Origin of the sequence: Nonomuraea rhizosphaerae (assembly GCF_019396405.1) — a bacterium.
GTDB lineage: Bacteria > Actinomycetota > Actinomycetes > Streptosporangiales > Streptosporangiaceae > Nonomuraea > Nonomuraea rhizosphaerae.
This window is the reverse complement of sequence record NZ_JAHKRL010000101.1, coordinates 1-13,696: the sequence shown is the minus strand read 5'-3', so window position 1 is coordinate 13,696 and position 13,696 is coordinate 1. Positions and strand designations below refer to the sequence as shown.

Here is a 13,696-nt window from a genome sequence, read left to right as displayed (position 1 = left end):
CGCTGGCCCGCGAGGTCAGCGGCGACGGGGTGCTGATCAACAACGTGATGCCGGGCCCGATCGACACCGAGCGGCTGCGTGAGGTGTCGGGCGGCGACGAGGGCCTGGCGGCCCGGGCCGGCGGCGTGCCGGTGGGGCGCGTCGGGCGGCCCGAGGAGGTGGGCGACGTGGTCGCGTTCCTGGCCAGCGAGCGGGCCTCGTTCGTGACCGGCGTCTCGATGCTGGTGGACGGCGGCGAAAGCCACGTGATCGCCTGAGCGAGCCGCCTGCCGAGTTGGCGGCGCATGGCATCCTTCCCTTAGAGACGACGTGGGGAAGGCAGGGCCATGGACAAGCCGGTCATCGTGACGGTGGACGACGACCCGGGCGTTTCGCGGGCGGTCGCCCGCGACCTGAGACGAAGGTACGGCCAGCAGTACAGGATCGTCCGGGCGGAGGCCGCCGACCAGGGCATCGAGGCCGTCAAGGAGATGCGGCTGCGCGGCGACGAGGTGGCGGCCATCCTGGCCGACTACCGGATGCCGCAGATGAACGGCGTGCAGTTCCTGGAAGCCGCGATGGACATGTACCCGTACGCGCGCCGGGTGCTGCTGACCGCGTACGCGGACACCGACGCCGCCATCCAGGCGATCAACGTGGTGGACCTCGACCACTACCTGCTCAAGCCGTGGGACCCGCCGGAGGAGAAGTTCTACCCGGTGATCGACGGCCAGCTCGACGCCTGGCAGCGGACCGACCGGGTGGAGGTGGCGGAGCTGCGCGTGGTGGGCGACCGCTGGTCGGCGCCGTCGTACAGGGTGCGTGACTTCCTGGCCCGCAACCACGTGCCGTACCAGTGGATGCTGGCCGAGGACCCGGAGGGCGCGCAGCTCGTGGCGGCGGTCGGCGACGAGTGCCGCCTGCCGCTGGTGGTCACGGCCGAGGGCGTCAGCATGCAGTCGCCCGACCAGGCGGCGCTGGCGACGGCCGTGGGCCTGTCGACCACGCCGGCCACGGACTTCTACGACCTGATCGTCATCGGCGGCGGCCCGGCCGGGCTGGGCGCGGCCGTCTACGGCGCGTCGGAGGGGCTCAACACCGTGCTGGTCGAGGCGCACGCCTCGGGCGGGCAGGCGGGCCAGAGCTCCAGGATCGAGAACTACCTGGGCTTCCCCGACGGCGTCTCCGGCCAGCAGCTCGCCGACCGGGCGCGCAGGCAGGCGCTGAGGTTCGGGGCCGAGCTGCTGAGCGCGCGCAAGGTGGGGCATCTGGAGCCGCGTGGGCAGGCCAGGGTGGTCGGGTTCAAGGAGGGCGGCGAGATCGCGGCGCACGCGGTGATCCTGGCGACCGGCGTGACCTACCGCCGCCTGGAGGCGCCCGGCCTCGGCGAGTTCGTGGGCAGGGGCGTCTTCTACGGCGCGGCCCTGACCGAGGCGCCGTCCTGCAAGGACAGCGAGGTCTACATCGTGGGCGCGGCCAACTCGGCCGGGCAGGCCGCCGTCTACCTCTCGGGATTTGCCAGCACGGTTCATTTGTTGGTGAGAGGTGATGGTTTGGAGAAGTCCATGTCGCACTACCTCATCGAGCAGATCGCCGCGATCCCGAACATCGAGGTGCACTTCCAGACCCAGGTCACCGGCGGCGCCGGCGAAGGGCACCTGGAGCGCCTGACGCTCTCGACCAAGGGCGAGGAGCGGACCGTCGAGTCGCAGTGGCTGTTCGTGTTCATCGGCGCGGAGCCGTTCACGTCCTGGCTCGGCGACACGGTCGAACGCGACGCGAAGGGGTTCGTGCTGACCGGTCCCGACCTGGTGCAGGGCGGCAAGCGCCCGCGCAACTGGACACTGAGGCGCGAGCCGTACTACCTGGAGACGAACGTCCCCGGGGTGCTGGCCGCGGGCGACGTGCGGGCCGAGTCGATCAAGAGGGTGGCCTCCGCCGTCGGCGAAGGCGCGATGGCAGTCGCGCTCGTGCACCGTTATCTGGAGAAGCAATGACCACCAGCGACACACCCACAGGCGCCCAGGCAGGCACACAGCCCGGCATGCAGATCGACATCGACGAGCTGCGCAAGCTGTTCCTCTTCGAGCGGCTCAACGACGGGCAGCTCACCAAGCTGGCGATGAGCGGCCAGGTGCGCTCGTTCGCCACGGACGAGATGATCGTGCGGCAGGGCGAGCCGGCCGACTGCTTCGCCGTGCTGCTGGACGGCGAGATGCAGATGATCCAGGAGACGGTCACCGCCGGGACCGTCGCCATGCCGCGCACCTCCCAGCCCGGCGTGTACGGCGGCGCCACCAGCGCCTACCTCGGCGACCGCGCGCCCGACTACTACGTGCACAGCCTGAAGGCCACCGCGCCCACGCGGATGTTCATGCTGCCGGCCAGGAAGTTCGCGCACATCGTGACCGAGTGGTTCCCGATGGCGATGCACCTGCTCGACGGCGTGATGTCGGGCGGGCGGATGCAGCGGGAGATCATCGACCGGCGGCAGCGGCTGACCGCGCTCGGCACGATCACGGCCGGGCTCACGCACGAGCTGAACAACCCGGCCGCGGCGGCCGTGCGCGCGGTCAGCGAGCTGCGCAAGCTCATCAGGACCTCGCGGATGCAGCTCGCCCAGCTCGCCGAGGACGGCATCCCGCCGGAGCGGCTGCGCGCGCTGATCGAGATGCAGGAGGCCTGTACGGAGGCCATCGGCAAGCTGCCGGCGCGCACGCCGTTGCAGATCTCCGACGCCGAGGACGACCTGGGCGAGGCCCTGGACGAGCTGGGCGTCGAGGACGCGTGGGAGCTGGCTCCCGCCCTGGTCAACGCCGGGTTCGGGCGTCAGCACCTGGAGAAGATCCACCGGAAGGTGGGCGAGGAGCACACGGCCGCCGCGATGCACTGGCTGGCCGAGGCCGTCGAGATCTCGCAGATGCTGGGCGAGGTGACCGAGGCGACCGAGCGGATCACCTCGCTGCTCGCCTCGGCCAAGCAGTACTCCCAGATGGACCGGGCGCCGTTCCAGGTCTGCGACGTGCACGATCTGCTGGACAGCACGGTCGCCATCTTCCGCGGCAAGATCCCGCCCGGCATCACCGTGGTGACCGACTACGACCGGACGCTGCCGCCGATCCCCGCGTACGCCGGCGAGCTCAACCAGGTGTGGACGAACCTCATCCACAACGCCCTGGACGCCATGAACGGCGAGGGCACGCTGACGATCCGCACCCTGCACGACGAGGACGAGGCGATCATCGAGATCGGCGACACCGGCCCCGGTGTGCCCGACGCGATCAAGGACCGGATCTTCGAGCCGTTCTTCACCACGAAGACGGTCGGCCAGGGCACCGGGCTCGGACTGGACATCTCCTACCGGATCGTGGCCGGACGGCACGGCGGGGAGCTCAAGGTGCGGTCGGTCCCGGGGGAGACGTGGTTCGAGGTGCGGCTGCCGCTTCGTGAGCCCACTGTGGTGCCCTCACCTGCGGCTTGAGGTAGATCGACCCCCTTTCGTGGGTAATGGATCAACATAAGCCACGAAAGGGGTCGAACACGGGCGTTCTCTCCTCGTGGCCTCGCACGCTCGCAGGCTCGGAGAGAGGATCCGTGTGGCGATCACCACCTGGGCGCGTCTGGCCCTGCCCGCCATGCTCGACGACATCAGGACGCTGGTCGAGCTCGAGACCCACAGCTACGACAAGGCCAAGCTCAACGAGGGGCTTGGAACGATCCGAGAGCTGGTCCTCGACCGGCTCGGCAAGCCCGACCAGGAGGTCAGGCACGACGGCGGACGGTTCGGCGACGTCCTGGAGCTGACCTACCCGGGCACCGCCCCCGGGACCGTTCTCATGCTCTGCCACTACGACACGGTCTGGCCGATCGGGACGCTGGCCGACTGGCCGTTCACGATCACCGGCGGCAGGATCAGCGGGCCCGGCGTGTTCGACATGAAGACGGGGCTCACGCAGGCGATCTGGGCGCTGCGCGGGCTGCGCGAGCTGGGCCTGCCGCATCCGGGCGTGATGTACCTGCTCAACGGCGACGAGGAGATGGGCAGCCTGTTCTCGCGGCGGCGCATCGAGGCGGTCAGCGCGGACGTCATGGCCAGCCTGGTGTTCGAGGCGTCGGTGGACGGGCTGCTCAAGACGGCGCGCAAGGGCGTGGGGCTGTTCGAGGTGACGGCGACCGGGGTCGAGGGGCACGCGGGGCTCGACCCGTACGCGGGCGCGAGCGCCATCCACGCGCTGGCCGAGCTGGTCACCCGGCTCGCCTCGGCCGGTGACCGGCTGCGCGGCACCACCGTGAACGTCGGCCTGATCAGCGGCGGCACCGGGCGCAACGTGGCGGCGGGCCACGCCCAGTGCGGCATCGACGTGCGGGTGGCCGAGCCGGCCGAGGTGGGCAGGATCGACGAGGTGCTCGCCGGGCTGCGCCCCTCCGACCCGCGGGTCAAGGTGAGCGTCACCGGCGGCTGGAACCGGCCGCCCATGCTCCAGAACCCGCCCTCCCTGCGTCTGTGGGAACTGGCGCTGGCGGTCGCGGCCGAGCACGGCTGGCGGCTCGGCCAGGCCACGGTCGGCGGGGCCAGCGACGGCAACTTCGTCTCCGCGCTGGGCCGCCCGGTGCTCGACGGCATGGGCGCCGTCGGCGACGGGGCGCACGCGCGGCACGAGCACGTGCTGGTCGAGCACATCCCGGAGCGGACGGCGCTGGCGATGGGGCTGCTCACCGCGCTGGGACGGCCCGGCTCCGGCCTCGAAAGGCTCGGCTAGGAAACGCTCGGCGGCCCGTGGTAGTGTCCCAAGCGAGCGCTTGGTTTACCACTGAGGGGCCGCCGCATGAAGTTCTCGACCTTCCACCTCTTCCACCGGTTCGACGGCCAGAGCTTCAAGGACGTCTACGACTACCACCTGGAGCTCATCGAGCTGGCCGAGGAACTGGGGTTCGACGGGGTACGGCTGGCCGAGCACCACTTCCGCGACTACGGCGTCGCGCCCAACCTGTTCACCATGCTCGCCCACGTGGCCGCCAGGACCTCGCGCATCCGCCTGGGCACCGGCATCGTCGTGCTCCCCCTGCACAACCCCGTCCACGTGGCCGAGGAGGCGGCACAGGTGGACGTGCTCTCCGGCGGGCGGCTGGACCTCGGGATCGGGCGCGGCTACCAGAGCTTCGAGTTCGAGGGCTTCGGCATCGACCTGGCCGAGGCGCGCGACCGCTTCAACGAGGCGCTGGAGGTCATACTCGGGCTGTGGACGCAGGAGGTCTACCAGCACGAGGGCAAGTTCTACAGGACCGGCGCCGAGGTGTCGCTGACGCCGCGCCCCCTCCAGGCGCCGCACCCGCCGATCCACGTGGCCGCCGTCTCCCCCGAGACCGTCACCATGTACGGCGAGCGCGGCCTGCCCATCCTGGCCGACCCCGCCGCCCCGTTCCGCAAGGTCGTCAAGGCCGCCGAGACCTGGCAGGAGACCGCCGCCCAGGCGGGCCACCCGGCCGGCGCCGCCGAACTGGTCGTGGCCCGCAGCGTGTACGTCGCCCCCACCGTCGAGCAGGCCCGCGAGGACCAGGCCAGGTTCGAGGCGTCCTTCGACCGCTCGCGCATCTTCAACGAGCGCAGCGCGCCCATCGACCCCAGGACGGGCAAGGCGGCGCAGGGCTTCGAGTACTACCAGGACCGCTACCTCAAGGGCGGCTCGGTGTCGGCCGACTTCCGGTGGGAGCAACTGGAGGTCATCGGCGACCCCGAGCGGGTGGTCGACCAGATCACGCTGCTGCGCGACGCCGGGTTCGCCAACCTGCTCTGCGACTTCGGCAGCACCCGGCCGATGCCGCTGGAGGAGATGAAGAAGGTCATGCGGTTCTTCGCCGCCGAGGTCATGCCCGCGTTCCACTGAGGAGCCCACGATGATCAGCAGCCTGTCGCTGTCGGACGTACTCGACGAGCACGCGCGCAGCCGCCCCCAGGTGACCGCGGTGGTGGACGGGGAGGCCCGGCTCGACTACCCCGCGCTCGACGTGCGGGTCAGCCGCCTCGCCGACGCGCTCACCGCCAAGGGTGTCAGCGCCGGCGAACGCGTGCTGTGGCTGGGGCAGAACTCGCACGCCGTGCTGGAGCTGCTGCTGGCCTGCTCGCGGCTGGGCGCGGTCTTCTGCCCGGCGAACTGGCGGCAGTCGGCGGACGAGCTGCGGTTCGTGCTGGAGGACCTGACGCCGAAGGTGGTGGTGTGGGAGGACTCCGAGACGACCGCCGCCCTCGCCTCAAGCTCCGGCGCGTCGCACTGGGTGCGGGCCGGGGACGACTACGAGGAGCTGCTGGCGGGCGGCTCCGTCAGGGACTTCCCGCAGGTGGACGACACCGAGCCGGTCCTGGCGCTCTACACGGCCGCCTTCGAGGGGCGCCCGAGCGCGGCCCTGCTCAGCAACGCGGCGCTCCTGGCGCACGCCATGTCACTGCTGGTGGTGCGGCAGATGGAGCCGGGGTTCACCTTCCTCAACAACGGGCCGCTGTTCCACGTGGGCACGATGATGTTCTGCCTGGCCACGTTCCAGATCGGCGGCACGAACGTCTTCACCCCCGCCTTCGACGCCGAGGAGGTGTGCCGGCTGATCGACGCCGAGCGGGTCACGCAGGCGTTCCTGTTCGGGCAGATGATCGACGCCGTGGCGGCGGCGAACGCGGGCGGCAAGTACGACCTGTCGTCCCTGAGGTTCGTGGCGCACTCGGCGGAGTGGGACGCGATGATCACCGTGGACGACTCGCCGTGGTGCCGGTCCAAGATGGGCGGGTACGGGCAGACGGAGGTGGGCGGGATGCTCACCTTCCTCGGGCTGGCGCCGGGCGGGGCGGGGTTCGCGGGGCGGCCGTCGCCGCTGGTCCAGGTACGCATCCTGGCGCCGGACGGGAGGGAGGTGCCGGGTGGGGAGGTGGGCGAGATCTGCGCCCGCGGCAAGACCCTCTTTTCCGGATATTTCGCCCGGCCCGACTTAAATGCCGCCAAGTCCGCCTACGGCTGGCACCACACCGGCGACCTCGGCCGCCGCGAACGCGACGGGACGATCACCTTCATCGGCCCCCGCCTGCGCATGATCAAGTCCGGCGCCGAGAACATCTACCCGGCCGAGGTCGAGCGCGCCCTCAAGACCCACCCCGCCGTCGCCGACGCCGCCGTGATCGGCGTCCCGGACGCCACCTGGCACCAGGCGGTCAAGGCCGTGGTGGTGCTGAAGGGCGACGCGACGGCCGACGAGCTCGTCGAGCACGTCAGGAGCGGGCTGGCCTCGTACAAGAAGCCGCGTGAGGTCGTGTTCGTGGACACGATCCCGAAGAAGGGCTTCACCCCCGACTACGACGCCCTGGACGCGGCGCACGGGGGCGGCAACTACCCGGGCGCCTGACCGGGGTGTGATGGGGACGGTTCGGGCAGGTCGGCGACATCGCCCAGATCCTTGCAGACACCCTTCGGCAGGGTCTTGGCGGTGTCCAGCCGGCCGCAATGACGGACGAGCTTGGTGTAGTCCGGTTCCTCGTCCGTCACCTCCATGACGGCGATCGTCTTGTCGCGAGGGGTGTGCCACTTCGCCCGGAAGTCGACCACCCCGCCCGACCCCGCCCACACCTGGTGGTGGTCCGTCGTCTTGTTCAGCTCCAGCAGGATGTCGCCCCAGTTGAGCACCTTGCCCTGTCCCTGCTGGTCCGGGGGCACGTTCGCGGCGCCGTAAGCGAGACTCACCGCGCGGTGCACGACGGCCACCGCGTCGTAGGTGAGGATGAGGTTGTCGTCGGACAGCTCCGAGCCCGCGGAGAAGGGGTCCAGGAGGCTCTGCACGAATCCGGTCGGCAGCGCGTCCTCGCCCTCCCAGATGTCGCGCGGCGCCAGCGCCATGTAGAAGACCTTGACCTGCCTCATGTCGGCCACTTTCTCGGCTCCGTCGCCGGCCATCACCTTGCCCACGTCGTCGCCGGCGATCACCGTCGCGTCGCGGCAGTCCCTGCCCTCGACCGAGATGAGGAAGTCGAGGAAGTCGGACGAGCGCCCCGCGTAGAAGACGACATCCCGCTTGTCGCCCTTGTCGCCCTTGTCGTCCTTGTCGTCCTTGTCGTCCTGGCAGGCTTCGCTCGCGGCGGCGGACAGCCCTCCGTTCTCGGTGTACGGCACCTCCTTGACGCCTTTGATCTTGACGTGGTCCTCCAGCGCCTTCTTGAGGTCGTCGGCCAGGTTGTTCGTGTAGCCGTCACGGGTCGATCTGTCCCTGACGATGACCGCCGTGTCGTCCTTCTTGACCAGCCCCTTCCCCTTGGCGAACAGCGCCATCAGTCCCGCCTCGCGGTGGTTGGTCGCCGCCATGTGGAAGTAGTAGGGGGACGGCCTGCCCAGGCCGCGCGCGCCGACGAAGCCGATCGTGTCGGCGTTGGCGGTGTTCGACACCATCGGGATCTTGGCCGGGTGCAGCACGCCGATCGCCTCGCTCACGCCTTGAACGCTCCTCGGGAACCCCACCACCCCCATCACGTGCGACTCGTCCTTGAGCGCCAGGGCACGCACCAGCTCGGCCGCCTTCGCGCCCTGGCTGAAGGTGTCGCCGCCGTTCGCGATCAGTATGCGCAGGCGCGGGGTGCCCGTGACCGTCGCCTGGTAGGCCGCGGCCGCCGTCAGCTCGGCCTTCGACGCCACGACCCTGGTGTCGGCCGGCATGGCCTCCCTGATCGAGTACTCGCCGAACAGGACCACGTCGATGTACTGCCCCGACCGCTCGGCGAACTTGTTGTTCCTGTCGATCCCCTCGATGAGCCCGCGCATCTCCCCGTTCAGCATGTGCTGGTCGAACAGCTCGGCCGGCGTCGGCCGGTCGGCGTTGACGACGCCCACGCACTCCTTGCCGACCAGCCGGGCGTGCGGCAGGCCGCCGCATCGCTCCCGCAGCCAGTCCTGGACGAACAGCAGCCCGGCCACCGGCCCGGCCACCAGCAGCGCGACCACCGCCCAGTACGTGAGGGCGCGCCCGCGCCGGGGCGCCATCGGCCGCGACGGCTGCGCCGCGGGCGGCCTGGACGGGGCGTGGACGCGCAGCCGCAGGTCCGGGCCGCGGCGCCGGGCGGATCTGCGCCACAGCCTGAGCGACTCCGCGAACCTGTCGTACTTCACCGGGTCGCTCTCGTCCCGGGGCACGCCTCCCTTCGGCACCGTCGCCAGCACGACCATCGGCGGCAGCAACCCGGTCCTGTAGGTGCTCTCCTCCAGGAGCCGCAGGAACTTCGCGTTGACCCTGCCCTCGCCGGCGCCCCGGAGCACCAGGAGGGCGTACAGGCCGCGGCCCAGGCTCGGCCAAGGGAAGATCCATTTCGTGTACGCCTCGCCCAGGTCTCGCACCATCGCGTGGACCAGCAGGCGGTCGATTTCGTCGTCGGAGGCGTTGGCCAGGCGCAGCGCGTAGTGCGGCAGTCGCTCGAAGCGCTTGCGCCTCAGGTACGGCTGCCTGCGGAACCATCCGGTGAAGATCGAGCCCCTGATCGACAGCACGCCCTGCGCCGCGGTGCCGACCAGCACCAGCAGGAAGCCGAGCGTCCACGGGACGACACCGAGCACGTCGGTCGCGTGCTCGCTCAGCCAGCCCGGCCGCAGATCGGACAGCCAGGGCGGGAGCACGCTGTCGATCGCGAAGTTGAGCACCAGGACGACCAGCGTGCCGAGCGGCACCCAGGTCGCCGCCGCCCGCGCCACGAAGTCGAGCGAGATCCTGGTCCGGCGCGCGCCGCCGTACCGCTCCTGCCTGCGGCGCTTGAGCCGCAGCCTGAACTCCTTGAAGCCGGTGTCCGGATGCGGCGGCCACGGATCGGGGCGGGGCTTCGGCGGATCGTCGCGCTGCTCCCTGGCCCAGATGACGAACTGGGCCAGAGGGAAGCGCGGGGCCGGGAGGAAGGAACCGCCCACCGGATTGCCCAGGCGGCCGTGCTCGCCCGCCAGCGTCCGTACCAGGTCGATGATCGTCCCGCGCTGGTCGTCCAGGCACGCGTACGGGACGCTGTCCTTGAAGGGCTCGGCGAGTGCCGTGACCACGGCATCGGCGTGTTCGCCGGTGACGAGGACGACGGGAAGCGGAGGGTCGGCGCGCCAGAACGGCGGCCTGCGGAGCAGTTTCTCGATGGCGCTTCGCAGATCGAGCACGCCCGGTCCTCCTGGGTTCACCTGTCACGGATGGCCCAAGAGTGCTCCATGTATCGCCCTGAGTGCTTGACCGATAGCGAAGCGTTATCGATTGGTTCTACCGGAGAGGCAGGCCCGCCTCCAGATGGGCCAGGGCCTCGTCCAGGACGGCCGGCCCGTCCAGCTCCGCGTCGGCGGACCAGTCGAGCCACACCGCCATGATCACGCCCAGGATCGCCCCGGTGACATTGCGGATCTCCGGGTCCGAGGGCGGCCGGCCGGCGCGGGCGGCCAGGACGTCGCGGATCCCGCTCACGGCGCCGACGATGTTCTCCAGGTTGGCCGCCCACAGCTCCGGCACGGTGAACATGAGGCGTTCGCGCTCGATCCCCTCGGCCAGCTCCTCCGGCGACTGGACGGCCATCACCGTGCGGACGACGAACCGCATGGCGGCGACCGGCCCGAGGTCGGCGGGGGCGGTCCGCAGCTCGTGGATGAAGGTGGGGAACTGGTCGTCGAGGATCAGATCCTCTTTTGTGGCGAAATAGCGGAACACGGTGCTGGGCGCCACCTCGGCCGCCTCGGCGATCTGCTCGACCGTGGTCGCGGCGTACCCCTTCTCGCGGAACAGCCGCAGCGCCTCCTTCTGGATCAGCGCCTTCGTCCTGGCCTTCTTCCGCTCCCGCAGGCCCTGCGCGGGTCGATCGTTCATGGCTCCGATTCTCCGGGGAACGACGGATGATCGTCCAACTTGCTATACAACTCTCATTTGAGAGTCTACTCTCAAAATATGCGACTTCCCCAGGAGAGAACGCCCGGATGCCCCTTCGACCCGCCTCCCGAGCTGGCGAAGCTGCCGCCCGTGTCGCGGCTCGACTTCCCCGACGGGCACCAGGGCTGGCTGGCCACCGGCCATGAGGCGGCGCGCGCGGTGCTGGCCGACCCGAGGTTCAGCGCACGCCAGGAGCTCAAGCACAGCGCCGTGCGGGAGGAGGCGCAGTTCGGCCAGGGGCGGCCCGCGCCTCCCGGCTTCTTCGCGATGATCGACCCGCCCGGTCACACGCGCTATCGCCGCCTGCTCACCGGCCAGTTCACGGTCAGGAGGATGCGGCTGCTGGAGCCGCGCATCGAGCGGATCGCCGCCGACCACCTCGACGCCATGGCCGCCGCGGGGCCGCCGACCGACCTGGTGACGGCGTACGCGCTGCCGATCCCGTCCCTGGTCATCTGCGAGCTGCTCGGCGTGCCGTACGAGGACCATGATTTCTTCCAGGAGGCCAGCGCGAAGGTGGCGCGGCTCGACGGCGACACCGCGCTCGGGACGGCGCAGCTGGCCCGCTACCTGGGCGAGCTGGTCCGCCGCAAGCGCGCCGAGCCGGGCGACGACCTGATCAGCGGCCTGGCCGGCGACCTCGGTGACGTGGAGCTGGCGAACGTGGCGATGCTCCTGCTCGTCGCCGGCCACGAGACCACCGCGAACATGCTCGCCCTCGGCGCGTTCGCCCTGCTGGAGAACCCGGAGCAGCGGGCGCTGCTGCGTGAGGCGGACACCGTGGAGAACGCGGTCGAGGAGCTGATGCGCTGGCTGTCGATCCTGCACCTGGGCGGGCCGAGCCGCGTCGCGCTGGAGGACGTCGAGCTGGGCGGCGAGCTGGTCAGGAAGGGCGAGACGGTCGCGCTGGCGCTGCCGGCGGTCAACAGGGACCCGCGGACGTTCGCCGACCCGGACGAGCTGCGACTGGACCGGGCGGAGGCGCGCCGGCACCTGGCGTTCGGGCACGGCGTGCACCAGTGCCTGGGGCAGCAGCTCGCCAGGATCGAGATGCGCGTCGGGTACGCCAGGCTGTTCGAGCGCTTCCCGGACCTGCGGCTGGCCGTGCCGGCCGCCGAGGTGCCGATGAAGACGGACATGGTCGTCTACGGCGTCAAGAGCCTGCCCGTGGAGTGGTCATAGGACGGCCAGGGGGTTGATCGGGCTGCCCGTGCCGCCCTCGATCCGCAGCGGGGCCGCGACGAAGACGAACTCCGTGCGCCCCGTCGCGGCCAGCTCCTCCAGCCACAGCATCTCGACCAGGTGGATGCCGTGGCGGTGCAGCAAGATGAGGTGCAGGTCGTCGTCGAGCGTCTCGTCGGCGAGCTGGCGGGCGTTCAGGCCGCCGATGGCGGCGTTGTCACCGGCCACGACCGAGACGTCGTGAGCGGCCAGCCAGCGCCCCGCGTCCGCCGACAGGCCGGGCTGGCCCGACCAGTACTCCTCCCGCGAGCGCTCCCACACGGCCGGCCAGCCGGTACGGATCACCGCGACGTCACCCGCCCGCAGCCCGGCGATCCGCGCCTCTCCCCCCTCCCCTGGCCCGGCGATCTCGGCCAGCAGCTCCGCCGTGACGCGGAAACCGGCCGGCAGGTGGCCGAGCCCCAGATGGCGGGGCACGTCGAACAGGACGCCCCTGGCGACGACCCCGCCCACGTGCTCGATGCCGCACCGGGTGGCGCCGTAGGAGCGCACCCGGGCGGCCGGGTGGCCGTTGTAGAGCTCGTCGCCGGTCCACATGTGGCACAGGGCGTCCATGTGGGTGGTCGTGCCGTGGTGGGTGACGATCAGCGCGTCGTCGGCCACCCGCAGCCCCGCCCCGATCGGCCTGGCGCCGGCGGCGTAGTCACCGCCGTCCACCGACATGAAGTGCTGCGGCAGCGGGCGGCCCTTCAGGTGCGGCACCGTGCCGGGCGCGGGCGAGGACGTGGCGCCCCTGATCGGCATGGACAGGCTGAGGACCTGGCCGGTACGCGCGGCGGCCAGCGCGGCCAGCACCACGTCACCGGTGAGGAGGTTCAGGGTGCCGCGTTGATCCTCTGGGCCGAACCGGCCCCAGTTGTTAGGCTCGCCTCCCAAGTGCTTGCTCCTTCCCGTGGAGGATTCGATGTACTGCGATCCCCGGTTCTCGCGGGTGCGCGAGGTGTTCGAGCGGCACTTCGCCGAAGGATCGGAGCTGGGGGCCGCGTTCGCGGTGTACCTCGACGGCGAGCTCGTCGTGGACCTGTGGGGCGGCGTGGCCGACCGCCGCACGGAACGGCCGTGGGAGCAGGACACGCCCGCCTTCGCCTACTCGTGCACCAAGGCGCTCACCGCGACGGTGCTGCTCCAGCTCGCCGAGCGGGGGCTGGTGGACGTGGGCGCGCCGGTGACCTCGGTGTGGCCGGAGTTCGGGGTACGCGGCAAGCGGCACGTCACCGTCGAGCACCTGCTCAGTCACCAGGCCGGGCTGCCGGCGCTGGACGAGCGGGTGCCGGTCGAGGAGTTCGAGGACCTGCCCGCCATCGCGGCGCGGCTGGCCGGTCAGGAGCCGATCTGGCGGCCGGGGTCGGCGCACGGGTACCACGCGCTGACGTACGGGTTCCTGCTGGGCGAGGTCGTGCGCAGGGTGACCGGCAAGTCGGTGGGCGAGCTGGTGGCGGCGGAGATCGCCGGGCCGCTGGGCCTGGACCTGTGGGTCGGCGCGCCCGGCGACGTGATCGCCAGGGCCGCCAGGCTGACGACCGGACGCGCGTCCGGCGGGACGGCGCCCGGCGGGGGGGGCGGGGGGGGG

The 13,696-nt window shown here is 71.1% G+C and carries 11 protein-coding genes; 8 read left to right on the top strand and 3 right to left on the bottom strand.

Translation table 11 applies throughout. The features are described from left to right. From KME77_RS04960 to KME77_RS04935, 6 genes are all read left to right on the top strand, one after another. Positions 1 to 257, top strand: a 257-nt coding sequence (locus tag KME77_RS04960) for an SDR family oxidoreductase (RefSeq protein WP_219462396.1), incomplete at its 5' end; no start/stop codon positions are given. A gap of 69 nt (positions 258 to 326) precedes the next feature. Next, the gene (locus KME77_RS04955; protein WP_219462395.1) at positions 327 to 1,976 is read left to right on the top strand and encodes an NAD(P)/FAD-dependent oxidoreductase; all 1,650 of its coding nucleotides are present in this window, start codon (positions 327 to 329) and stop codon (positions 1,974 to 1,976) included. Further along, a complete protein-coding gene (locus KME77_RS04950; protein WP_246609184.1) occupies positions 1,973 to 3,460 on the top strand; it encodes an ATP-binding protein in 1,488 nt (495 codons plus the stop codon). Before KME77_RS04955 ends, KME77_RS04950 begins: the two co-directional genes overlap by 4 nt. 115 nt (positions 3,461 to 3,575) lie before the next feature. Continuing rightward, positions 3,576 to 4,739: a M20 family metallopeptidase gene (locus KME77_RS04945; RefSeq protein WP_308250555.1), complete on the top strand. Its 1,164-nt coding sequence runs from the start codon at positions 3,576 to 3,578 to the stop codon at positions 4,737 to 4,739. 66 nt (positions 4,740 to 4,805) lie between these two features. Next, a complete protein-coding gene (locus KME77_RS04940) occupies positions 4,806 to 5,864 on the top strand; it encodes an LLM class flavin-dependent oxidoreductase (RefSeq protein WP_219462393.1) in 1,059 nt (352 codons plus the stop codon). Between the two features lie 10 nt (positions 5,865 to 5,874). After that, positions 5,875 to 7,365 (top strand): AMP-binding protein, encoded by a 1,491-nt coding sequence (locus KME77_RS04935; RefSeq protein ID WP_219462391.1) that lies wholly within the window; start codon positions 5,875 to 5,877, stop codon positions 7,363 to 7,365. On the opposite strand, the gene KME77_RS04930 is transcribed toward KME77_RS04935, so the two are convergent. Continuing rightward, positions 7,350 to 10,133: an ABC transporter substrate-binding protein gene (locus tag KME77_RS04930; RefSeq protein ID WP_219462389.1), complete on the bottom strand. Its 2,784-nt coding sequence runs from the start codon at positions 10,131 to 10,133 to the stop codon at positions 7,350 to 7,352. The genes KME77_RS04935 and KME77_RS04930 overlap by 16 nt on opposite strands. Before the next feature lie 97 nt (positions 10,134 to 10,230). After that, positions 10,231 to 10,824: a TetR/AcrR family transcriptional regulator gene (locus tag KME77_RS04925; RefSeq protein ID WP_219462386.1), complete on the bottom strand. Its 594-nt coding sequence runs from the start codon at positions 10,822 to 10,824 to the stop codon at positions 10,231 to 10,233. Between the two features lie 78 nt (positions 10,825 to 10,902). Here KME77_RS04925 and KME77_RS04920 point away from each other — a divergent pair, with 78 nt between their 5' ends. Beyond that, positions 10,903 to 12,066 (top strand): cytochrome P450, encoded by a 1,164-nt coding sequence (locus tag KME77_RS04920; RefSeq protein ID WP_219462384.1) that lies wholly within the window; start codon positions 10,903 to 10,905, stop codon positions 12,064 to 12,066. Here KME77_RS04920 and KME77_RS04915 read toward each other — a convergent pair. Further along, positions 12,061 to 13,002 carry a cyclase family protein gene (locus tag KME77_RS04915; protein ID WP_219462382.1) on the bottom strand — a complete coding sequence of 314 codons (942 nt, stop codon included), beginning with the start codon at positions 13,000 to 13,002 and terminating at the stop codon, positions 12,061 to 12,063. The two genes, KME77_RS04920 and KME77_RS04915, sit on opposite strands and share 6 nt — an antisense overlap. Before the next feature lie 28 nt (positions 13,003 to 13,030). On the opposite strand from KME77_RS04915, the gene KME77_RS04910 reads away from it, so the two are divergent. Beyond that, a partial coding sequence (locus KME77_RS04910; protein WP_219462381.1) for a serine hydrolase domain-containing protein occupies positions 13,031 to 13,696 on the top strand: 666 nt, incomplete at its 3' end.

Excerpts from the sequence above, each read along its gene's own strand:
- KME77_RS04955 (WP_219462395.1), top strand. The coding sequence starts at position 327 with ATGGACAAGCCGGTCATCGTGACGGTGGACGACGACCCGGGCGTTTCG.
- KME77_RS04950 (WP_246609184.1), top strand. The coding sequence starts at position 1,973 with ATGACCACCAGCGACACACCCACAGGCGCCCAGGCAGGCACACAGCCC.
- KME77_RS04940 (WP_219462393.1), top strand. The coding sequence starts at position 4,806 with ATGAAGTTCTCGACCTTCCACCTCTTCCACCGGTTCGACGGCCAGAGC.
- KME77_RS04935 (WP_219462391.1), top strand. The coding sequence starts at position 5,875 with ATGATCAGCAGCCTGTCGCTGTCGGACGTACTCGACGAGCACGCGCGC.
- KME77_RS04925 (WP_219462386.1), bottom strand. The coding sequence starts at position 10,824 with ATGAACGATCGACCCGCGCAGGGCCTGCGGGAGCGGAAGAAGGCCAGG.
- KME77_RS04920 (WP_219462384.1), top strand. The coding sequence starts at position 10,903 with ATGCGACTTCCCCAGGAGAGAACGCCCGGATGCCCCTTCGACCCGCCT.